The sequence below is a fragment of the Leifsonia xyli subsp. cynodontis genome, assembly GCF_050632205.1.
In the GTDB taxonomy this organism is placed as follows: domain Bacteria; phylum Actinomycetota; class Actinomycetes; order Actinomycetales; family Microbacteriaceae; genus Leifsonia; species Leifsonia xyli_D.
Map to the genome: position 1 here is coordinate 1,291,981 of NZ_CP192578.1, position 19,539 is coordinate 1,311,519.

The following is a 19,539-nucleotide window of genomic DNA, read 5'->3' on the forward strand; positions in this document are numbered from 1 at the left end:
GGGCTGTTACGCCTCGCCGCCCGCGGTGCCGGTGGTGCCGGCGTTCACGTCGTGCAGCAGGTACTTCTCGATCGCCCAGGCCGGAGCGTTCGGGTCCACCTGGCCGCGAGCCGCGAGCAGCTCGAGCGTGCGGACCACGATCGAGGGACCGTCGATCTTGAAGAACCGGCGCGCCGCCGGGCGGGTGTCCGAGAAGCCGAAGCCGTCGGCGCCGAGCGTCGCGTACTCGCCGGGCACGAACTGACGGATCTGGTCCGGCACGGCGTGCTCGTAGTCGGTGACGGCGACGAACGGGCCGTCGGCCTCCTGCAGCTTGCGGGTGACGTACGGCACCTGCTTCTCCTGCTGCGGGTAGAGGAAGTTGTGCTCCTCCGCCTTCAGGCCGTCGCGGCGCAGCTCGCCCCACGAGGTGACGCTCCAGACGTCGGCCGACACGCCCCAGTCCTGCGCCAGCAGCTGCTGGGCCTCGAGGGCCCACGGCACCGAGACGCCGGAGGCGAGCAGCTGCGCCTTCGGGCCCTGGTTCTCGGCGGGACGCAGGCGGTGGATGCCGCGGACGATGCCGTCCACATCCACGCCCTCGGGCTCGGCCGGCTGCACGATCGGCTCGTTGTAGACGGTCAGGTAGTACATGACGTTCGGGTCGGGGTGGTTGCCGCCGTACATCCGCTCCAGACCGGCGCGCACGATGTGGCCGATCTCGTAGCCGTACGCCGGGTCGTACGCGACGACCGCGGGGTTGGTCGAGGCGAGCAGGGGCGAGTGGCCGTCCGCGTGCTGCAGGCCCTCACCGGTCAGCGTGGTGCGACCGGCCGTGGCTCCGATCAGGAAGCCTCGCGCCATCTGGTCGCCCGCCGCCCAGAGGGCGTCGCCCGTGCGCTGGAAGCCGAACATCGAGTAGAAGACGTACACCGGGATGAGCGGCTCGCCCTGCGTCGAGTACGACGTTCCGACGTTGGTGAACGCGGCGACCGCGCCCGCCTCGTTGATGCCGACGTGGATGATCTGACCCTGCGGGCTCTCCTTGTAGGCGAGGAGCAGTTCGCGGTCGACCGACGTGTAGTGCTGGCCGTTCGGGTTGTAGATCTTCGCGTTCGGGAAGAACGCGTCCATGCCGAAGGTGCGGGCCTCGTCCGGGATGATCGGGACGATGCGGTGGCCCCACTCCTTGGAGCGGAGCAGGTCCTTGAGCAGGCGGACGAACGCCATGGTCGTGGCGACCTCCTGCGTGCCCGAGCCCTTCTTGGAGATCGCGTAGGCGGAGTCGTCCGGCAGGTCAAACTGCGTGTACTTGGTGCGGCGCTCCGGCACGTAGCCGCCGAGCTCGCGGCGACGCTCGTGCAGGTACTGGATGGTCGGGTCTTCCGCGCCCGGGTTGAAGTACGGCGGGAGGTAGGGGTTCTCCTCCAGCTGCGCGTCGGCCACCGGGATGCGCATCGCGTCGCGGAACGCCTTCAGGTTGTCGAGCGTCATCTTCTTCATCTGGTGGGTCGCGTTGCGGCCCTCGAACGACGGACCGAGGCCGTAGCCCTTGATGGTCTTCGCGATGATGACGGTGGGCTGGCCCTTGTGCTCGACGGCCGCCTTGAAGGCCGCGTAGACCTTGCGGTAGTCGTGGCCGCCGCGCTTCAGGCCCCAGACCTGGTCGTCGGTGTAGTCCTTGACGAGCTCCAGCGTGCGCGGATCGCGGCCGAAGAAGTTCTCGCGCACGTAGGCGCCGTTCTCGGTCTTGTACGTCTGGTAGTCGCCGTCCGGCGTCTGGTTCATGAGGTTGACCAGGGCGCCGTCGTTGTCGCGGGCGAGCAGGTCGTCCCACTCGCGGCCCCAGATCACCTTGATGACGTTCCAGCCGGCGCCGCGGAAGAAGCTCTCCAGCTCCTGGATGATCTTGCCGTTGCCGCGCACCGGGCCGTCGAGGCGCTGCAGGTTCGCGTTGATGACGAAGGTGAGGTTGTCGAGCTTCTCGTTCGCCGCCACCTGGAGCTGGCCGCGCGACTCCACCTCGTCCATCTCGCCGTCGCCGAGGAATGCCCAGACGTGCTGGTCGGAGGCGTCCTTGATGCCGCGGTTGGTGAGGTACTTGTTGAGCTGCGCCTGGTAGATCGCGTTGATCGGGCCGAGACCCATCGACACGGTCGGGAACTGCCAGAAGTCGGGCATGAGGCGCGGGTGCGGGTAGCTGGAGAGACCGCCGCCGGCGTGCGACTTCTCCTGGCGGAAGCCGTCGAGCTGGTCGGCGCTCAGCCGGCCCTCGAGGAACGCGCGGGCGTAGACGCCGGGGGAGGCGTGGCCCTGGAAGAAGACCTGGTCGCCGCCGCCCGGGTGGTCCTGGCCGCGGAAGAAGTGGTTGAAGCCGACCTCGAAGAGGGTCGCGCTCGAGGCGTAGCTCGAGAGGTGCCCGCCGACCGCGATGCCGGGACGCTGCGCCCGGTGCACCATGACGGCCGCGTTCCACCGGATCCACGCACGGTAGCGGCGCTCGATCTCCTCGTCGCCGGGGAACTCCGCCTCGTTTTCGGGGGAGATGGTGTTGATGTAGTCCGTGGTCGGCACCATCGGGACGCCGATGTGCAGATCCTTGGAGCGCTTCAGCAGGCTGAGCATGATCTCGCGAGCACGCTCGTGGCCCTGGGCCGCAACCAGTTGGTCGAGGGATTCACGCCATTCGGCGGTCTCCTCCGGGTCCGAGTCGATGTTGTTCACCGAGTACGGGTCCTGGTCGTTTACAGTCACCCTCGACCTCTTTCTTGTGTCGGATGGATCGAAAGATGCCGCTCGGCTGTCGGTTCTCGACAAAGCGCGGACACCATCCTTCAGCCTAGCCGCACTCCGCGGGTGGTGGTGACCGCCCGCTTGGCGGCGTGCGCGGGCCGGTCTATGCTGTCTGCTCGTGGCTCTTGAGAACGACACCCAGGCTCCCGACTTCGAGCTGCTCAACCAGTACGGCGAGACGGTCCGGTTGAGCGACTTCCGCGGCCGTAAAGCGGTCGCGCTGGTCTTCTTCCCGCTCGCGTTCTCGGGCACGTGCACGGGTGAGCTGTGCGAGCTGCGCGACAACCTCCGGCTGTTCGAGGACCACCGGGTGGAGCTGCTGGCCATCTCGGTCGACTCCAAGTACACGCTGCGCGCCTGGGCGGAGCAGGAGGGCTACGGCTTCTCGCTGCTGGCCGACTTCTGGCCGCACGGAGAGATCGCGAAGGAGTACGGCGTCTTCCTGGCGGAGAAGGGATTCGCGAACCGCGCGACGTTCCTCATCGACGACCGCGGCATCATCCGCCAGTCGTTCATCACCGCCCCCGGCGAGGCCCGCTCGATCGACGCGTACCGCGCAGCGCTCGACCGGCTGCTGGCGCACGTCTGACCCTCCCGTCCGCGGATCGCGCCGCGGGCCGTCGGAATCGGAGGAGTTCGCGCCGGTTCCCGCCCGCTCGTTCCTCCGTTCCCGACCGGCTAGGCTGGTCGGCATCCCGGGCCTTTAGCTCAGCTGGTAGAGCGCCACGTTTACACCGTGGATGTCGTCGGTTCGATCCCGGCAGGGCCCACCACACCCCGCAGCGAACGCGCAGCAGCGGTAGCGCATCCACTGGTCCGTATCGGTAGCCTGACCGCATGCCTGAGGGACCGTACCGCTGGTTCGTGTACGCCGAGCTCGCCCTGGCGGCGGTGACGTTCGTCGCGCTGCAGTTCGTCGTGGCGCCGTACGGCGGGCGGCACGGGCGCGGCGGGTGGGGGCCGACCGTGCCGTCGCGCGTCGGCTGGGTCGTCATGGAGGCGCCCGCGTCCATCCTGTTCGTCGTGTTCTTCCTGCTCGGGTCGCACCGGGCCGAGCTGGTGCCGCTGCTGTTCCTGGCGCTCTGGCTGGTGCACTACGTCTACCGGGCGTTCGTCTACCCGTTCCTGATGCGCTCGGGGTCGCGGATGCCGGTGGTCGTGATGCTGCTGGCGATCACCTTCAACACTCTCAACGCCTGGGTGAACGCCCGGTGGATCTCGCAGTACGGCACGTACCCGGCCGCCTGGCTCGCAGACCCGCGGTTCTGGATCGGCGTGGCGCTGTTCGCGGCCGGATTCGCCCTCAACACGCAGTCCGATCGCACGCTGCGCCGGCTGCGCAGCCACGGCCAGGGCGGGTACCGCATCCCGCGGGGCGGCGGCTTCCGGTACGTGTCGAGCCCCAACTACCTGGGCGAGATCGTCGAGTGGACCGGGTGGGCGGTCGCCACGTGGTCCCTGGCGGGCGCGGCGTTCGCGCTCTACACGGCGGCCAACCTCGCCCCGCGGGCCATGGCGAACCACCGGTGGTACCGCGAGACGTTCGCGGAGTATCCCCCGGAGCGGCGAGCGCTCATCCCGTTCGTGCTGTGAGGCGTTCGCCGGGACGCTCGTGACGGTGGTCGCGCCTACGCTTCTCACGAGAGGGAGGGATGCGTCGTGCCGGAGAGCGTCGAGCAGTGGTGGGCGCGCCGCCAGTGGTCGAAGGGCGCGGCGGTGCCGTACCCGATCGGCAGCTTCCGCACCGACTGGGAGCGGTACCCGGTGCTCGTGCGGCAGTACCACCCCGACCTCAATCACGGGATCACACTGACGCAGGTGCCGCCCGCGGCCGACGTGTTCCTGGTGTGGGAGTGCGATTCGGGGCACCGCTTCGTCGCGACGCCCGAGGAGCAGCGGGCGCGCCCGGGAGGGACGCGGCGGCGGTCGGCCTGGTGCCCGCAGTGCGCCGAGGCGGCGGCGCCGCGGCGGGTACGGGTCGCCGGGCCGGACGCCGGGATGCACGTGTGCGGCCATGCGCGCGATCCGCGGCGCATCGAGGCCGAGACCGACGACGACCGGTGCTACCTCTGCCGGCGGCTCGATCGGGAGGCGCTGTCGCGTGAGCAGCTGGTGAGCATGGCGGCGCCCGGATCGCGGGTCGCCGTCTCGGCGGAGAACGGCACCGCCGGCACGTACTCGTGGCAGTGCGAGGCGGGCCATCCGTCGTACCAGGCGAGCATCGAGCGCATCCTCGGCGGCCGCCGCTGCCCGATCTGCCGGCATGCCCGGGCCGGTGCCGACCGGGTCGCCATGGGGGAGGCGTTCGTCAGCCGTTGGGCGCCCGCGCCCGCATCCGCCGCCGAACCGGAGCTGAAGCGGCGGCTCGGCGAGCGGCTCGACGTCGACCTCGGGATGAACGCCGTGCGCGTCGCGAAGCCGTTCCACTCGCATCTGGAAGTCTGGCCGGACATCCTGCTGCCCGAGCTCACGGTCGCGATCGAGTACGACACCGCCGGGCGGCACGGGCTGGAGCACGTCGGGCCGCGGGAGGCGTCGGACCGGCGCAAGGACCGCCTGCTGCGGGCCGTCGGCTGGGAGGTGATCCGCGTCCGCTGCGGCAAGCTGCAGCCGATCGGGCCCTACGACGTGTCGGCGGGCGGGGTGACGGATGCGCTCGTCGACCGCATCCTGGCGCGGCTGGGGGAGATCCGCGGAGACCTCTTCGTCGCCGCTTACCGGCGCTGACGCGGCCGGCGCACGCGACGGCACTGTGCCTGCATTTCCGCGCGGCAGGGCTCTGGCGGTGTGTCGGAGGTGCTCGCTACGCTGAGCGGCGAACCGGCATCCACGAAGCTCTCACGAGGAGGACACCATGCCGTCGATCCTGAACCCGTACCTCAACTTCCGCGCGTCGGCGCGGGAGGCGATGGAGTTCTACCAGTCCGTGTTCGGCGGGGAGGTGCAGCGCAGCACGTTCGCCGAGTTCCAGATGGCCCAAGACCCGGCCGACAACGACCTCATCATGCATTCGCAGCTCACGACCCCGGGCGGCTTCACCCTGATGGCCGCCGACGTGCCCGCGCACATGGAGCTGAACCAGGGGTCCGCCATCTCCATCTCGCTGAGCGGCGACGACGAGGCGGAGCTGACCGGCTACTGGCAGAAGCTGATCGAGGGCGGCAACGTGGTCGAACCGCTGAACAAGGCGCCCTGGGGCGACAGCTTCGGCATGGCGATCGACCGCTTCGGCGTTCAGTGGCTGATCAACATCGCGGGCGCGCCGCAGGAGTCCGCCGGCTGACGCCCGGGGCCGGCCGGGCCGTCAGCCGCGCAGCTCGTTGATCGCGGCCTCGAACGACCGGAAGTAGGTGCGCCGGCCGGGCCGGCCGATCTGCGTCACCTCGAACATGGCGTCGAGCTGCAGGATGAAGCCGACCACGGGCGGCGCACCGAGCGCGGCGACCCGGGTGTCGCTGACACGCCACTCGTGGTCTGAGATCTCCGACACCTCCAGTCCCTGCCGGAGGAAGCTCACGCGCGTCTTCATGAGCCAAGTGAAATGGACACGCCGAGCGGCGGCCAGGCCTTGACAGCGAAGTCGCCGAGGTGTGCGTCCAGGCCCACGTTGGTGTATTCCCGCGGCACGGTGACGGGAGCTATGGTTCAGCCGTCCGCATCGGGAACCTCGGGGAGGAAAGTCATGTGCCGTTGGCTCGCATACTCGGGAGAGCCGCTCAGGCCCTCTGAGCTGATCCTGGACACGCAGCACTCGCTGGTCGCGCAGTCGCTCAACTCTCCGCTGGGGACGGAGACCGTGAACGGGGACGGGTTCGGCTTCGGCTGGTATCCGGAAGACCCGAGCAACGGCAACATCCCGGCGCTGTTCCACAGCGTCGAGCCGGCCTGGAACGACGAGAACCTGCGTGAGCTCACGGGCTCCATCGCCAGTCCGCTGTTCTTCGGGCACGTGCGGGCGGTGGCCGGGCCGCCCATCCAGCAGTCCAACTGCCACCCCTTCCGGCACGAGAACTGGCTGTTCATGCACAACGGCTTCCTCGACGGCTTCCTGCTCTCGAAGCGCGACCTGGTGCTCGCGATCGACCCGTCGCTGTTCCCGCTGATCCACGGGACTACCGACACCGAGGTGCTGTTCTATTTGGCCATCACTCTCGGGCTTCAGGACGACCCGGTGGCCGGGCTCGGCCGCGCGATCCGGATGGTCGAGTCGGTGGGCAAGACGAAGGGCATCGAGTTCCCCATGCAGGGGACGATCGCGGTGTCGGACGGTCACACGCTCTGGACCTTCCGGTACTCGACCGCGCACCGCACCCGCACGCTGTACCACTCGGCCGCGATCCCCGAGCTGCGTGAGCTCTATCCCGATGCCGCCCGGCTGGAGGTCTTCGGCGAGAAGGCCAAGGTCGTGGTGTCCGAGCCGCTGAGCGACCTGCCGGGCGCCTTCGTGGAGGTGCCGGAGTCGACCGTGGCCGTGCTCGACGACGACGGGTACCACCACGAGCCGTTCTTGGACGAGGCGGCCTGACCGGCAGCGAACGGGCGGGAGTGGATGGGGCGGCCGCGACCACCCCATCCACGTCGTCAGTCGCCGTCCTGAACGCGACGGATGAACGCGTCCACGTGCTCACGGAGCGCGTCGATGCGGTGCTGGCGGGCCGCCTCGACGTCGAACCCGACGTAGGCGGTCGGCGGTCGGCGCCGGACGTTCGCCGAGCACTCGAACGCGGAGCAGACGAGCGTGCCGAGGGTGTTGCCGTTGCGTCCGGCCTTCCCCGCGCGCTTGGCGATGAAGAAGACGACGTCGTTGGGCAGGTGCACGTCTTCGCACCAGGAGCACTGCGGCCGGGTGCGGATGCGCCCCTCCGCCTGCCGGAGGAGGACCCCGATCGGCTCGCCGTCGACGATCGCGACGACGTAGCCGAGCCCCGGCTGCTTGCGGTCGCGCCAGCCGAGGTAGTCGAGCTGATCCCAGCGCAGCTGCGCCAGGTCGGGGAGGGTGAGCTCCTTGCGCTCGCGCTGCGACGCGTTGACGAAGGAGGAGCGGAGTTGTTGCTCGTCGAGAGGAAGCATGGATGAAGGCCTGACTGTCATGAACCGGTCATGGGCGGACGGGTCGAGAACGACCGGTCGTCCGCGGAAGCCGTCGCCGGGCATGCCGAACTGCGGCAGCCCGGGTGACGGGCGAGCGCGCCGAGGGCGCGCGGAATCACCGAGAGAGGCAGCGCTATCTGGTGCCGGCGCAGAGCGCGCCGACGACCTCCAGACGCCCGGATGCCGAAAGGCCGGATGCGACGATCGCGGCGGGCTGCGGGCTGAGCGGAATCACCCCTCCACTCTAGCGCCGGGCGCGCCCAGGATGTCGGTGGTCGGCGGAAGACTGCGAGGGACACCAGGAGGACGCACCATGACCGAATCGACAGTCGAGCAGGTCGACCCGCCCGAGTTGTACCGGAGTCCCGCCTTCGCGCAGGGCATGATCGCTCCGGAGGGCCCGCTCCTCTTCGTGGGCGGCCAGAACGGGGTGGATGCGGAGGGCGCCCTGCTCGACGGCCTCCAGGCCCAGACGGAGCAGGCCCTGCGCAACCTGCTCGCCGTGCTCGCGGCGGCGGGAAGCGGACCGGAGCAGGTGGTCAAGCTGAACATCCATCTGGCGCCCGGCATCGATCCGACCGCCGCCTACGGTGCGACGCGCACCGTCTGGGGGACCATCGCACCGCGGTCACCGTGCTCGCGGTCGCTCCGGCGCGCCCGGGCGCCCTCGTCGAGATCGACGCCGTGGCGGCCGTGCCGCGCTGACCCGCCCGGGTGACGTCAGACCCCGCGGCTGTCCGTTGCGTCCGGGTCGGTGAGACTCTCGGCGACGGCCTCTCCCTCGGCGCCGGTGTCGTCGCGCCCACCGTCGTCGGCGGCCTCGTCCCCGGTCGGCCCGACGGCGCCTCCGCCGGTCCCGTTCTCGCTCCCGTCGCCGTCGCGGTACGCGCCGGTGCCTTCGTCGAGCGTGCCCTGACCGTCCGGATATCCCGCGTAATCGGGGTACTCGGGCTCGCCCGCCGGCGTCTTCTTGTCGTCTGCATCCATGTGCGCATCGTCCCCCTTGTCGGGAACGTGCACTAGGGTCGAGTGGTGGTGGATGGTGGTGCGGTACCCGACGTGTCGGAGCTGCAAAGGCTCGAGGAATGCGTCAAGGAACCGATCAGGACCCCGGGCCGCATCCAATCCTTCGGGATGCTCTTCGTCGTCGACATCGCGACGTACGAGATCGTGACCGTCAGCGAGAACGCGGCTCAGTGGCTGGGCCGGTCGGTCTCCGACCTGGCGAGCCCGACGCTCGAATGGAGCGTGACGGCGGAGACGCACGGCGACCCCATCCGCGTCGAGCTGTCGGGCGGCGCGTACGACGCCATCACGCACCGCCTCGGTGAGCGCGTGGTCATCGAGCTGGAGCCCGCGACCGGCATGCTCGACCGTCCGACCGCCTCGGTGGTGGGCGCGATCCGCTCGCTCGGACTGCTCGCCGGCGCCGATGAGCTGCGGCAGGCCGCGGCCGAGGAGGTCAAGCGGATCAGCGGGTTCGACCGCGTCATGGTCTATCGGTTCTTCCCGGACGGCCACGGGGAGGTCGCGGGGGAGGCGTCCGAGCCCGACATGGAGTCGTACCGCGGGCTGCGCTTCCCGGCCTCCGACATCCCGCAGCAGGCGCGGTCGCTGTACCTCACGAAGCTCTCGCGGCAGATCGTGAGCACCGAGGACGACGGCACTCCGCTGCTGTCGGTGGAGGAGTCCGCTCCTCTCGACCTCAGCAGCGCGGAGCTGCGGGCCGTCTCGCCGCACCACCTGCAGTTCATGCGCAACATGGGGCAGGCGTCGACCGTCTCGTTCTCCCTCATCCAGGACGACCGTCTCGTCGGCATGATCACGTGCGCCCACCGCACCGAGCGGCGCATGCCCATCCTGCTCCGCCGCGCGCTGGAGGTGCTCGCGACGCAGCTCACGCTGCAGCTGGGCGCGCTGGAAGCGATCGCACAGCTGCGCCGCGACCTCACCATCCGGGAGCAGCGGTCGGCCGTGCTCGCGGGTATCCCGCTGTCCGAAGATCCGCTGCTGACGCTGGCCGACAACGGCGCGGAGCTCTGCCGCCTGGTCGAGGCCGACGGCGCCGTGCTCGCGATCGACGGGCTCAGCCGAAGCGTCGGAGCCGTGCCGCTGCTCGATCGCAACCTGCTCCTGGCCGCCGCGGGCAGCGAGCCGCTCAGCACGCACGAGCTGGGCCGCACGCATCCCGGCCTCGCCACGCTCATGCGCGGTTTCGCCGGCCTGATGGTGGTGCCGGTCGGCGCGCACGGCGTGCTGCTGTTCTTCCGTCAGGAGGTGTCGCAGGTCATCCGCTGGCTCGGCGACCAGACCCCCGCGAACCGGCGGAGCCTGCTCTCGCCGCGCAACTCCTTCTCGGAGTGGCGGCAGAGCGTGGAGGGCTCCTCGCTGCCGTGGGGTCCGATCACCGAGGAGGCGCGCGAGCTCGGCCGCGACCTGTCGCGGGCCCTCGATCGCCGGCGCGAGGTGAGCCTGGCACAGCTGGCGCTGGTCGACCACCTGACCGGCCTGCACAACCGTCGCTCGCTGGAGCACCGCCTCGAGGCGACTGTGACCGAGGGGAGGGCGGCGTGCTGCTCTTCCTCGACCTCGACGGCTTCAAGTCGATCAACGACCGGCACGGGCACGAGACGGGGACGCGGTGCTCCGCACGATCTCCGGGCGCCTCACCGAGGGCAGCCGCGCGACCGACGTCATCTCGCGGCTCGCCGGCGACGAGTTCGTCGTGCTGAGCGCCGGCTCTTCGCGCGAGGACGGCGAACGGTTCGCCGCACGACTGGTCGGCGAGATCGCGAGGCCGATCGACACGGCGCGCGGTCCGATGACCGTCACGGCGTCGTGCGGCGTCATCACGATCGAGCCGGGCCTGACGGCGAAGCAGCTGCTGGATGCGGCGGATGCGGCGATGTACCGCGCGAAGAACTCGGGGCGCAACCGCATCTCCCTCTAACTCGTCGTGCGAGGCGTAGAGTCGCGCGCATGCCCGACCCGACGCATTTCGACCGGCACGCGGACCTGTACGACCGGGCTCGTCCGCCGTATCCCGAGGCTTTGCGCGCGCGTCTGACCGAACTGGGTCTGCTCGTGGCCGGCCGTCGGGCACTGGACCTCGGTGCCGGCACCGGACAGGCGACGCGCCTTCTGGTGGAGGCCGGGATGGACGTGACCGCTGTCGAGCCGGGTGCAGCCCTCGCCGCACGGCTGCGGGAGAACCTCCCGAGTGTCCACGTGTTGCAGGCCGGCGCAGAAGAGGCGGACCTCCCCACCGCCGCCTTCGACCTCGCGACGGCCGCCACGGCCGTGCACTGGTTCGAGTTGGATGAGGTGCTCCCGAAGCTGCACGCCGCCCTCGCCGCCGGCGGCCGCTTCGCGGTGTGGCGCAACGCCTACGGCGACCCTGCTGTGCCGCCGACGCGGTTCCGTGAGCGCATCGACGCGATCGTCGCGCGGCGAGACGCACCTCCGCGACGGCAGCCCGGCGAGTCGGACACCGCCGAGTGGGTCCGGCTGCTCGAAGCCGGCGGCCTGTTCGAAGCCGGCGGCCTGTTCGAGGCCGTGCACGTGGAGGAGTTCCACTGGGCGATCGACCTGGACGAGGATGCGATCCGGGGCCTCTTCACGACCTTCAGCGACTGGTCGCCCGGAGAGGCCGACGACGCCGCACTCGCGGTTCGGGATCTCGGCGGCACGGTGACGGAGCACTACCTGACGCCCCTGATCGTGCTCGCGCGCGTCGACTGACCCGCCACGCCGTGTCGATCGGCGGAACGACCTCGATGGGATGGGGGTTCCCCCGGGATGCCGTTCCGTTCACGTCGGGTTGAGACGTCTTCGTTCGAGTGAACACGTTTCCGCTTCGAGTCCGGCATCCCCGGGCTGTCCACAACGTTACCGGCGGACCGCCATGTCCTCAATGTGGGGGACCGAAACCGTCAACAATTGACGGGGCCGACACGGTTGCCCGCCCTCCCGGGGGAAGGCGGGCGACGGGCCGCATCTGTTTCAGTTGAACTTGCGGCGGTACTTCGCGATCGCGAAGGCGTAGGCCACCACCAGGATTCCGACCAGCCACGCCAACGCGACCCAGATGTCCGATCCCACCGGCTGCCCCGAGAACAGCGCCCGGATCGTGTTCACGATGGACGTCACCGGCTGGTTCTCCGCGAACCAGGCGACCGGCGCCGGCATCGACTCCGTGGGCACGAAGGCCGAGCTGATGAACGGCAGGAAGATGAGCGGGTAGCTGAACGCGCTCGCCCCGTCCACCGTCTTCGCCGAGAGCCCTGCGATCACGGCGATCCAGGTGAGGGCCAGCGTGAACAGGATGAGGATGCCCGCCACCGCGAGCCACGCGCCCACAGAGGCGCCGGTCCGGAACCCCATGATCAGCGCGACGCCGATCACGATCGCCACCGACACCACGTTGGCGACGAGCGACGTGAGCACGTGCGCCCACAGCACCGACGACCGGGCGATCGGCATCGACTGGAACCGCTCGAAGATCCCGCCCTGCAGGTCGAGGAACAGCCGGTACGCCGTGTACGCGATCCCCGAGGCGATGGTGATCAGCAGGATGCCGGGCAGCATGTAGTCGATGTACGACTCGTCCGACCCGATCCGGATGGCCCCGCCGAGCACGTACACGAAGAGCAGCATCAGGGCGATCGGCGTGACCGCGGTGGTGATGATCGTGTCCGGGCTGCGGAGGATGTGTCGCAGCGAGCGCGCGGTGAGGGTGCGCGTGTCGCTGAGGACGTAGGTGCTCATCGGAGTTCCTTCCCTGCCGCGCCGGCTTCGCCGGCGGGCGTGTCTTCGGCGTTGTCGTCGCCGACCAGGGCCAGGAAGACCTCCTCGAGGGTCGGCTGCTTCTCCACGTACTCGACGGTGGCCTGGGGGAGCAGCTTCTTCAGCTCCGCGAGGGTGCCGTTCTGGATGATCGCGCCCTTGTGCAGGATCGCGATGCGGTCGGCCAGCTGCTCGGCCTCATCGAGGTACTGCGTCGTGAGCAGGATCGTGGTGCCCGCGCGCGCCAGCTCCCTGATCGCGTCCCAGACCTCGATTCGGGCCTGCGGGTCGAGGCCGGTCGTCGGCTCGTCGAGGAACACGATCGGCGGGTCGCCGATCAGGCTCATCGCGATGTCCAACCGCCGCCGCATCCCGCCGGAATACGTGCCGGCCTTGCGGTCGGCCGCGTCGCTGAGCGAGAAGCGGGCGAGCATCCGGTCCGCCACCTCGCCCGGGTTCTTCAGGTGGCGCAGCCGGGCCACGAGCTGGAGGTTCTCCCGCCCGGTCAGCACCTCGTCCACCGCGGCGAACTGCCCGGTGAGGCTGAGCGACCGGCGAACGTCGGCCGGCGACGAGAGCACGTCGAAGCCGTGGACGCTCGCGTCGCCGGCGTCCGGCTTGATCAGGGTGGCCAGGATGCGGACCAGCGTGGTCTTGCCGGCCCCGTTGGAGCCGAGGAGGGCGAAGATACTGCCCGGAGCGACGGCGAAGTCGACGCCGCGCAGCACCTCCACCTCCGTGAAGGACTTGGTGATGCCCTGCACCCGGATGGCGGGTTCGAGCGTCGCGGTGCTCATGATCGCCGCCCTTCCGACTGCTCGCCGGCGGCCTCGTCGATCGCCTTCGTCAGGCGCTCCCGCTCCTTGTCGATCCAGCGCTTGCCCGTGTACGCCTCGGCGAACGTCTCGGCGAACTCGGCGGGGTCGTCCCCGACGACCTCGCGGATGGGTGTGCCGTCGGTTGCCGCACGCTCCCACAGGTCGGCGAAGTCGCCGAGCATGGTGACGAGCACGTCGCCGTCGACCAGGCCGCCCTGATAGAGGAAGTAGCGGTGGAAGGCCTTGGCCGAGGCCCGGTAGGGCTCGGGGAGGGCGTCCAACCGCGCCATGTACTGCCGGTACTGCTTCTTCTGCTCGAGCGACCCGGTGATCGTCTCGATCCATTTCGCTGCCATGATCAGTCGTTCCCTTCGTCGTTGCTGCGTGCGGTGGTGCCGTTGTCGTCGTCGCGGAGTCGTTCGATGCGTTCGGAGAGGAAGCCCCACGTCTTCCAGAACTCCTCGAGCTGCTCGCGCCCCTGGTCGTTGAGCGAGTACACCTTGCGCGGCGGTCCCTTCTCGCTCGGCACCTTCTCCACGTCGACGAAGCCGCGCTGCTCGATACGCACCAGGAGGGCGTAGACCGTGCCCTCGACGAGCTCCGTGAAGCCCTGGTCGCGTAGGCGCGACGTGATCTCGTACCCGTATGCGGGACGGCCGGCGAGGATCGCGAGGACCATGCCTTCGAGAGTGCCCTTCAGCATCTCCGTCATCTGGTTGCCCATCGGGTCACCTCCTACTCAGTGATGTTGACTACCGGTACAAAGTAACACTGAGTACCGGTACTTAGCAACACCGAATACAGGAGGATATTCTGGGCACCACCCCCGGAAAGGAAAGCCTGATGCACGCCGCCCTCGAGTACACCTACGCAGACGACTACCTGGAGGCGCGCGAGGCGCACCGGCCGGCGCACCTGGCCGCGGGATGGGCGGCGGTCGAACGCGGCGAGCTGCTGCTCGGCGGTGCCGTGGGCGAGGGCCCGTACAGCGGGCTGCTGATCTTCCAGGGGGACGACCCGGTCGCCGCCGCCACGCGGTTCGCCGAGGCCGACCCCTACGTCGTCAACGGCGTCGTCTCGTCGTGGACGGCGCGGCCGTGGACCACGGTCATCGGCGAGGGCGCGGCGACACCGATCCGCCCGTAGCTGACCGGCCGCCCGTCACAGCTCGAACTCGCGGGTCTCACCGGTGTGCAACAGCACCGGCTGGCCCTCGACGATCACGCGCACCGGGTCCGCGAATCCCGCCGCCGACGCGATCGTCAGCGTCGTGCGGGTGATCGCAACCCGGAGCCGGTGGGCGCGGTAGACGATGGTGAACTCCAGCGCCTCCAGCTCGGCGGGCAGCAGCGGGTGGAACCACAGCATGTCCGCGCGCGCCTCCAGCCCCGCATAGCACCGGGTGAGGAGGTCGACGGAGCCCGCCATCGCCGCCAGGTGGACGCCCTGCCGGGTCGTCCCGGCCTGGATGTCCGCCATGTCGCTCTGCAGCGTGCGTTCCAGGAACTGCCACGACCGGCTGCGGTCGCCGCGGGCCTCCAGCCAGGAGTGGACCACATTGGACAGGGTGGAGCCGTAGGTCGACGTGCGCGAGTACCGCTCGACCGTCCGCACGATGACGTCCGCGTCGAGCGGATACCCCATGTGCCGCAGCAACTCGCGCAGCTCCTCGGCGGAGAACAGGTAGAGCAGCATGAGCGAGTCCGGCTGCTTCGAGACCTGATATCGGTTGGTCGAGTCCCCTTCGGCGTTGAGGATCAGGTCGAGGCGCTGGATGCTCGGGTAACGCTCGCGGTACTCGTCGAGCGGCAGCGGCTCAAGCGCGTCGTACCCGTCGAACTGCGAGAGCGTCCCGTCGCGGTTGAAGATGATGCGCAGGCGCTTGGCGATGTACGACCAGCGTTCCAGCTCCGCCGGCGAGAGGCCGAGCGCGTCGGATGCGGAGGCGTCGGGGCGCGCCGAGAGGATGCGCGCCGTATCCACCGCGCGCAGGAGCACCCAGGCGGTCATCACGTTGGTGTAGACGTTGTCGGTGAGCCCGGCGCCCGGATGCGCGGGCGGGCCGTCGTGGAACTCGTCGGGGCCCATCACGCCCGCGATCGAGAAGCGTCCGGTCGTCTCCTCCCAGGTCGCCAGCGAGGCGAAGTAGCGGGCGACGCTCACGATGAGCTCGGCGCCCTCCTCCGCGAGGTACTCGCTGTCGCCGGTGAGCTGGTAGAACTGCCAGGCGCTGTAGGCGACGCCGAGCCCGACGTGCCGCTGCAGGCGGGAGTTGTCCGCCATCCACTCGCGTGTCAGCGGGTTGAACAGGCGGTGCGGTGTGACGTCCTCGCCGGTGGTCGCGCTCTGCCAGGGGAAGCAGGCGCCGTCGCGGCCGGCGTCCGCAGCGGCGATGCGGGCCGCGCCCAGGCGGCGATGGCGGTAGGCCAGGAGCGCGCGGCTGACCGCCGGGCGTCGCAGCGTGAGCACCGGATAGACGAAGAGCTCGTCCCAGAAGACGTGGCCGCCGTACGCCTCGCCGTGGAGCCCGCGCGCGGGCACGCCGACATCGAGGTCGGCGGTCGCGCCCGCGAGTGTCTGCAGCAGGTGGAAGGTGTTGAGGTGGAGGGGGATGCTCGCCTCGCTCTGCGGACGGAGGACCACCGTGAAGTCGGCCCATAGGCGCTCCCAGGCGCGCCCGTGCTCGTCGAGCAGGCCGGCGAACCGCGCGCAGCGGTCCACCGCGGCCTGCGCTGCGCCCGGCGCCGAGCGGATCGCCCGGTCGCGTGACGTGCTCACCGCCGCGACCTTCTCGACCGTCACCGTCTCGCCTTCGCGGAGCTCGACGGTCAGCTCCTGGTGGAGCGATTCGCCGTCGGCGACCGATGGAGCCGGCGCCTGAACCGGAGCCGGCTCGGCGCGGTCGCCGCGGTAGACGCGCGTCCGGACCGCGAGGCCGACGTGCACGCCCGAGTCGACCGTCTCCACGGCCAGGAGCAGGGTGTCGCCGGACGGCTGTCCGCTATCGCGGATCACGTAGCCGCGCGGTGGTCCCTTCTCCTGCCCGGCCACGTCGATGCCGCTGCGGATGGTGAGCCGGCCGCTCCAGTTGCGAGCCGTGACGGTCGCCTGCACGGCGCCGAGGCGCGTATCGGCCTGGGAGACGAGCCGCCGGAAGCGCACCGCGGTCTCGCGGCCGTCCGCGTCGCGGAAGACCAGAGAACGCCGCAGCACGCCCTGCCGCAGGTCGAGCTCCTGGCGGAAGGAGACCACATCCGTCGCGTCCGCCGTCAGCCACCCGCCGTCCTCCACGCGGAGCAGGAGCGGCAGCCAGTTCGGCAGGTTCACGATCTCCTCGACCGCGCCAGGCCCGTCCTCGGTCGTGTCGTACACGCCGGCGAGGTAGGTGCCGGGGTGATGGATGGCGTCGGCGCGCGCCTCCTCTGCGGCGCCACGCACACCCCAGTACGCGTTCGCGAGCGTGCAGAGGCTCTCGCGGGTGCCCTCTGCCGCCGGGTCGTAGCTCGTGTAGGCGAGGACCCAGGGGTCGGAGGGGCCCGTGCGGCCCAGGCGCGCATCCGGTGTCACCTCGAGCACGCCGGGGCTGGGCACGGTCGCATCCGCCCCGGCGGCGCGCAGGGAGGCCGCCGCGCGCGGATGCGCCGCGATGCCCACCACCAGAGCGAACCCGGCGGCGGCGGCCGCGGTGACTCCCGCCACGGAGTCCTCCACCAGCAGCGACCCCGCTGGCGCGACGCCGAGACGTTCGCACGCCTCGAGGAAGACGGCAGGGTCGGGCTTCGAGGGCAGGCCGCGGGCCAGCGCGTCGTTGCCGTCCACCACCTCGTCGACGAGCGCTCCGAGCCCGGCGCGCGAGAGGATGGCCGGAGCGTTGCGGCTCGCGGTCGCGACGGCGATGCGGACCCCCGCCGACCGCAGGCCCCGGAGGAGGTCGACCGCGCCCGGCACGAGCGGAACGCCGTCCGCCGACGCCAGCAGGTGCTCGAACAGCCCCTGTTTGCTCTCCGCGAGGCGCGCCACCAGCTCGGCGGTGATCCGCTCCGGAGCGAGGCCGCGGGCGGTCAGCAGAGTCCGGATGCCGTCCTCGCGGCTTCGCCCGTCGACGTACCGCTCGTAGTCGAGCGGGGCGAACGGAGCGGTTCCGGGCAGCAGCCGTGGCAGCTCGGCATCGAAGAGCAGGCCCCACGCCCGCTCGTGCAGGTCCCTCGTGCGGGTGAGCACGCCATCCATGTCGAGCACGGCCCCCGCGATGGGGAGGTCGAGGAGCGCGTCCATCGTGCCTCCCTCCCGCGGCGAGCAGACGCGCCGAACGTACCGCGAGGGCGCGCGCTCCTCTCGGGGCGAAGGTCCCGCCATGCGTGGCGCCGCCACCGATCCGAAGGAGGGTGGCGGCACCGCGTGCGGCGGTCAGAAGCCGGCGAGCAGCTGCTTCATGGTGGCGATCTCGGCGGTCTGTGCCGCGACGATCTTCTTCGCCAGCGCGACGGCGTCGGTCGCCCGTCCCTTCTCCGTCTCGGTCGTGGCCATGGCGATCGCGCCCTGGTGATGCTCGATCATCTGTGTCAGGAAGAGCTTCGAGGCGTCGGCGCCGGATGCGTTCTTGAGCGCGTCCATGTCGTGCTGCGTCATCATGCCGTCGCTTCCCATGTCCATATCGCCCATGTCGGTCTTCTGACCCCAGGTCGACAGCCAGCCGTTCATCGTGTCGATCTCGGGCTGCTGGGCCGCCTTGATCTTCTCGGCGAGTTCCGTCACCCGCGCATCGACGCCCTGCTTGGCGAGGAGCGTGTCGGACATCTCGATCGCCTGCTGGTGGTGGGCGACCATGTCCCTGGCGAAGGTCATGTCCTGCTGGTTGTGGTCGGAGGCCGCCGGGCCACTGCTCGAGGTGCCGTGGTCCATGCCGGGCATGTCGCCCATTCCGGAGTCGGCGCCGGAGGAGCCGGCCGTGCAGCCGGCCAGTGCGGCTGCGGTGAGGAGGGCGCCGGAGGCGATGGCGATCAGTCGGATTCTCATTGATGGTCTCTTTCGTCGTGTGTGTCGGTGGATGACGGGCAGGCGAGAGCGCCCCGCGCGGGTGCGCGGGGTGCCGCCTCGGGTCATCTGCGATCGACGGAGAGAGCCAGAAGGGATGGTGGTGGTGGGGACTCGGCGGCGCGGGCGAGAGCCCTGGTCAGCAGGGCGGGCGCGGCTCGCGAGCCGATGCCGAGCAGTGCGCGGGCCACGGCGGGAGCGAGGAGAAGGATGGTGGCCGCGAGGAGGGCGAGGGTGCACACCATCGGGGTCATGGCGTGCGTCGGGTCGCAACCGCCGGCGGCACAGCTCGCGTCGGCGCTCGCGCCCTGCGTCGTAGCGGTGGCAGCCGACGCGTCATGGGTCGACGCAGCGTGGGCGGGCACGGCGTGCCCGGAGGCGACGTGGGCCATCGCCATCCCGTGCTGGGCGCCCGTCGGCGCATCCAGCACATGCATCGCGAGCAGTCCGGCGAGCACGCCGACGACGGCCGTCAGCGTGACGAGGGCACGTCGCCAGGTGCGCGTGTGCGCAGGTCCGCCCGTGATCGACATGTGCCCTCCTTTCACCTCGACGGTAGCGCTCCCACCCTGAATACCCGCCGGGGGTTCACCTGGACAGGACCAAAGGCCCGGCTGGCGGGTGGACCGGCGCTCATATTGGTGATCGTAGTAAGGAGAGGGACATGTACGGATGGATGATGGGCGGAGCAGGCGGGTGGTGGATCCTGTGGATGCTCGTGCCCATCCTGCTCGTCACCGCGGCGGTCGTCCTCGTCGTCGTCTTGGCACGGAGGCCCGACGCGTCAGGCGGGCAGGGCGACGGAGCGCGCCCTCCGAGTGCTCTCGAGCTGCTCGATCGACGTTACGCGGCCGGCGAGATCGACGACGAGGAGTACCGCCGCAGACGCGGCCAGCTTCAGGACGCTCAGAACAAGCAGGCGCGCTGAGCGAGGGCCGTGGCCTTCGCCCGGCTGGCCCGACGGAGTACGTCTAGGACCTCACGAGCCGGGCGATGGCGTCGCTCGCTTCCTGGGTCTCTTCGGCGCGGACGGCAGCGC

20 protein-coding genes and 1 tRNA gene are annotated in these 19,539 nt (G+C 70.3%); 10 read left to right on the top strand and 11 right to left on the bottom strand.

What is annotated here, in order from left to right; all coding sequences use genetic code 11:
* Positions 1 to 6 precede the first annotated feature (6 nt).
* On the bottom strand, positions 7 to 2,733 hold the full coding sequence (gene aceE / locus ACQ86M_RS06415; RefSeq protein WP_431247470.1) for a pyruvate dehydrogenase (acetyl-transferring), homodimeric type: 2,727 nt from the start codon (positions 2,731 to 2,733) through the stop codon (positions 7 to 9).
* Positions 2,734 to 2,890: 157 nt separating this feature from the next.
* Here aceE and ACQ86M_RS06420 point away from each other — a divergent pair, with 157 nt between their 5' ends.
* The 5 genes from ACQ86M_RS06420 to ACQ86M_RS06440 all read left to right on the top strand — a co-directional run bounded on the left by ACQ86M_RS06420 (position 2,891) and on the right by ACQ86M_RS06440 (position 6,055).
* The gene (locus ACQ86M_RS06420) at positions 2,891 to 3,361 is read left to right on the top strand and encodes a peroxiredoxin (protein WP_431247471.1); all 471 of its coding nucleotides are present in this window, start codon (positions 2,891 to 2,893) and stop codon (positions 3,359 to 3,361) included.
* Between the two features lie 108 nt (positions 3,362 to 3,469).
* Positions 3,470 to 3,545, top strand: a tRNA-Val gene (locus ACQ86M_RS06425).
* Between the two features lie 64 nt (positions 3,546 to 3,609).
* Positions 3,610 to 4,365: a DUF1295 domain-containing protein gene (locus tag ACQ86M_RS06430; protein ID WP_431247472.1), complete on the top strand. Its 756-nt coding sequence runs from the start codon at positions 3,610 to 3,612 to the stop codon at positions 4,363 to 4,365.
* 66 nt (positions 4,366 to 4,431) lie between these two features.
* Complete coding sequence (locus ACQ86M_RS06435; protein ID WP_431247473.1) at positions 4,432 to 5,499, top strand: zinc-ribbon domain-containing protein; 1,068 nt, start codon at positions 4,432 to 4,434, stop codon at positions 5,497 to 5,499.
* Between the two features lie 127 nt (positions 5,500 to 5,626).
* Positions 5,627 to 6,055 (top strand): VOC family protein, encoded by a 429-nt coding sequence (locus tag ACQ86M_RS06440; protein ID WP_431247474.1) that lies wholly within the window; start codon positions 5,627 to 5,629, stop codon positions 6,053 to 6,055.
* Positions 6,056 to 6,076: 21 nt separating this feature from the next.
* Here ACQ86M_RS06440 and ACQ86M_RS06445 read toward each other — a convergent pair whose 3' ends face one another.
* Entirely contained in the window at positions 6,077 to 6,301 is a 225-nt protein-coding gene (locus ACQ86M_RS06445; RefSeq protein ID WP_431247475.1) for a hypothetical protein, read from the bottom strand.
* A gap of 111 nt (positions 6,302 to 6,412) precedes the next feature.
* Between ACQ86M_RS06445 and ACQ86M_RS06450 the strand changes: the two genes are divergently transcribed.
* Positions 6,413 to 7,297, top strand: a complete 885-nt coding sequence (locus ACQ86M_RS06450; RefSeq protein ID WP_431247476.1) for a class II glutamine amidotransferase — start codon at positions 6,413 to 6,415, stop codon at positions 7,295 to 7,297.
* Positions 7,298 to 7,353: 56 nt separating this feature from the next.
* Here ACQ86M_RS06450 and ACQ86M_RS06455 read toward each other — a convergent pair whose 3' ends face one another.
* The gene (locus ACQ86M_RS06455; RefSeq protein WP_431247477.1) at positions 7,354 to 7,842 is read right to left on the bottom strand and encodes an FBP domain-containing protein; all 489 of its coding nucleotides are present in this window, start codon (positions 7,840 to 7,842) and stop codon (positions 7,354 to 7,356) included.
* Between the two features lie 334 nt (positions 7,843 to 8,176).
* Between ACQ86M_RS06455 and ACQ86M_RS06460 the strand changes: the two genes are divergently transcribed.
* Positions 8,177 to 8,581, top strand: coding sequence for a RidA family protein (locus tag ACQ86M_RS06460; RefSeq protein WP_431247478.1), 405 nt, complete (start codon positions 8,177 to 8,179; stop codon positions 8,579 to 8,581).
* A gap of 2 nt (positions 8,582 to 8,583) precedes the next feature.
* Here the strand turns inward: ACQ86M_RS06460 and ACQ86M_RS06465 are convergent, their stop codons facing one another.
* On the bottom strand, positions 8,584 to 8,850 hold the full coding sequence (locus ACQ86M_RS06465) for a hypothetical protein (protein ID WP_431247479.1): 267 nt from the start codon (positions 8,848 to 8,850) through the stop codon (positions 8,584 to 8,586).
* Between the two features lie 147 nt (positions 8,851 to 8,997).
* On the opposite strand from ACQ86M_RS06465, the gene ACQ86M_RS06470 reads away from it, so the two are divergent.
* Positions 8,998 to 11,604 (top strand): methyltransferase domain-containing protein, encoded by a 2,607-nt coding sequence (locus ACQ86M_RS06470; RefSeq protein WP_431247480.1) that lies wholly within the window; start codon positions 8,998 to 9,000, stop codon positions 11,602 to 11,604.
* A gap of 261 nt (positions 11,605 to 11,865) precedes the next feature.
* On the opposite strand, the gene ACQ86M_RS06475 is transcribed toward ACQ86M_RS06470, so the two are convergent.
* The 4 genes from ACQ86M_RS06475 to ACQ86M_RS06490 are packed head-to-tail and all read right to left on the bottom strand — an operon-like array spanning position 11,866 to position 14,190.
* Entirely contained in the window at positions 11,866 to 12,630 is a 765-nt protein-coding gene (locus ACQ86M_RS06475) for an ABC transporter permease (RefSeq protein WP_431247481.1), read from the bottom strand.
* The gene (locus tag ACQ86M_RS06480) at positions 12,627 to 13,445 is read right to left on the bottom strand and encodes an ABC transporter ATP-binding protein (RefSeq protein ID WP_431247482.1); all 819 of its coding nucleotides are present in this window, start codon (positions 13,443 to 13,445) and stop codon (positions 12,627 to 12,629) included. Before ACQ86M_RS06480 ends, ACQ86M_RS06475 begins: the two co-directional genes overlap by 4 nt.
* Entirely contained in the window at positions 13,442 to 13,822 is a 381-nt protein-coding gene (locus tag ACQ86M_RS06485; protein ID WP_431247483.1) for a DUF1048 domain-containing protein, read from the bottom strand. The genes ACQ86M_RS06480 and ACQ86M_RS06485 overlap by 4 nt, the downstream gene beginning before the upstream one ends.
* A gap of 2 nt (positions 13,823 to 13,824) precedes the next feature.
* Complete coding sequence (locus tag ACQ86M_RS06490; RefSeq protein ID WP_431247484.1) at positions 13,825 to 14,190, bottom strand: PadR family transcriptional regulator; 366 nt, start codon at positions 14,188 to 14,190, stop codon at positions 13,825 to 13,827.
* 119 nt (positions 14,191 to 14,309) lie between these two features.
* On the opposite strand from ACQ86M_RS06490, the gene ACQ86M_RS06495 reads away from it, so the two are divergent.
* Entirely contained in the window at positions 14,310 to 14,612 is a 303-nt protein-coding gene (locus ACQ86M_RS06495) for a YciI-like protein (RefSeq protein WP_431247485.1), read from the top strand.
* A gap of 15 nt (positions 14,613 to 14,627) precedes the next feature.
* Here the strand turns inward: ACQ86M_RS06495 and ACQ86M_RS06500 are convergent, their stop codons facing one another.
* The 3 genes from ACQ86M_RS06500 to ACQ86M_RS06510 form a co-directional block, all read right to left on the bottom strand.
* Positions 14,628 to 17,741 carry an HAD-IA family hydrolase gene (locus tag ACQ86M_RS06500; RefSeq protein WP_431247486.1) on the bottom strand — a complete coding sequence of 1,038 codons (3,114 nt, stop codon included), beginning with the start codon at positions 17,739 to 17,741 and terminating at the stop codon, positions 14,628 to 14,630.
* 132 nt (positions 17,742 to 17,873) lie between these two features.
* Positions 17,874 to 18,482 (bottom strand): DUF305 domain-containing protein, encoded by a 609-nt coding sequence (locus tag ACQ86M_RS06505; RefSeq protein ID WP_431247487.1) that lies wholly within the window; start codon positions 18,480 to 18,482, stop codon positions 17,874 to 17,876.
* An 83-nt stretch (positions 18,483 to 18,565) separates the two neighbouring features.
* The gene (locus ACQ86M_RS06510; protein ID WP_431247488.1) at positions 18,566 to 19,033 is read right to left on the bottom strand and encodes a hypothetical protein; all 468 of its coding nucleotides are present in this window, start codon (positions 19,031 to 19,033) and stop codon (positions 18,566 to 18,568) included.
* 131 nt (positions 19,034 to 19,164) lie between these two features.
* Here ACQ86M_RS06510 and ACQ86M_RS06515 point away from each other — a divergent pair, with 131 nt between their 5' ends.
* The gene (locus tag ACQ86M_RS06515) at positions 19,165 to 19,428 is read left to right on the top strand and encodes an SHOCT domain-containing protein (RefSeq protein ID WP_431247489.1); all 264 of its coding nucleotides are present in this window, start codon (positions 19,165 to 19,167) and stop codon (positions 19,426 to 19,428) included.
* Positions 19,429 to 19,539 lie beyond the last annotated feature (111 nt).

Bases quoted from the DNA above. Each gene is read 5' to 3' on its own strand.
- ACQ86M_RS06430 (WP_431247472.1), top strand. From the start codon at position 3,610: ATGCCTGAGGGACCGTACCGCTGGTTCGTGTACGCCGAGCTCGCCCTG.
- ACQ86M_RS06460 (WP_431247478.1), top strand. From the start codon at position 8,177: ATGACCGAATCGACAGTCGAGCAGGTCGACCCGCCCGAGTTGTACCGG.
- ACQ86M_RS06445 (WP_431247475.1), bottom strand. From the start codon at position 6,301: ATGAAGACGCGCGTGAGCTTCCTCCGGCAGGGACTGGAGGTGTCGGAG.
- ACQ86M_RS06485 (WP_431247483.1), bottom strand. From the start codon at position 13,822: ATGGCAGCGAAATGGATCGAGACGATCACCGGGTCGCTCGAGCAGAAG.
- ACQ86M_RS06450 (WP_431247476.1), top strand. From the start codon at position 6,413: ATGGTTCAGCCGTCCGCATCGGGAACCTCGGGGAGGAAAGTCATGTGC.
- ACQ86M_RS06480 (WP_431247482.1), bottom strand. From the start codon at position 13,445: ATGAGCACCGCGACGCTCGAACCCGCCATCCGGGTGCAGGGCATCACC.
- ACQ86M_RS06440 (WP_431247474.1), top strand. From the start codon at position 5,627: ATGCCGTCGATCCTGAACCCGTACCTCAACTTCCGCGCGTCGGCGCGG.
- ACQ86M_RS06455 (WP_431247477.1), bottom strand. From the start codon at position 7,842: ATGCTTCCTCTCGACGAGCAACAACTCCGCTCCTCCTTCGTCAACGCG.
- ACQ86M_RS06465 (WP_431247479.1), bottom strand. From the start codon at position 8,850: ATGGATGCAGACGACAAGAAGACGCCGGCGGGCGAGCCCGAGTACCCC.
- ACQ86M_RS06500 (WP_431247486.1), bottom strand. From the start codon at position 17,741: ATGGACGCGCTCCTCGACCTCCCCATCGCGGGGGCCGTGCTCGACATG.
- ACQ86M_RS06505 (WP_431247487.1), bottom strand. From the start codon at position 18,482: ATGAGAATCCGACTGATCGCCATCGCCTCCGGCGCCCTCCTCACCGCA.
- ACQ86M_RS06490 (WP_431247484.1), bottom strand. From the start codon at position 14,190: ATGGGCAACCAGATGACGGAGATGCTGAAGGGCACTCTCGAAGGCATG.
- ACQ86M_RS06515 (WP_431247489.1), top strand. From the start codon at position 19,165: ATGTACGGATGGATGATGGGCGGAGCAGGCGGGTGGTGGATCCTGTGG.
- ACQ86M_RS06510 (WP_431247488.1), bottom strand. From the start codon at position 19,033: ATGTCGATCACGGGCGGACCTGCGCACACGCGCACCTGGCGACGTGCC.
- ACQ86M_RS06475 (WP_431247481.1), bottom strand. From the start codon at position 12,630: ATGAGCACCTACGTCCTCAGCGACACGCGCACCCTCACCGCGCGCTCG.
- ACQ86M_RS06495 (WP_431247485.1), top strand. From the start codon at position 14,310: ATGCACGCCGCCCTCGAGTACACCTACGCAGACGACTACCTGGAGGCG.
- ACQ86M_RS06470 (WP_431247480.1), top strand. From the start codon at position 8,998: ATGCTCTTCGTCGTCGACATCGCGACGTACGAGATCGTGACCGTCAGC.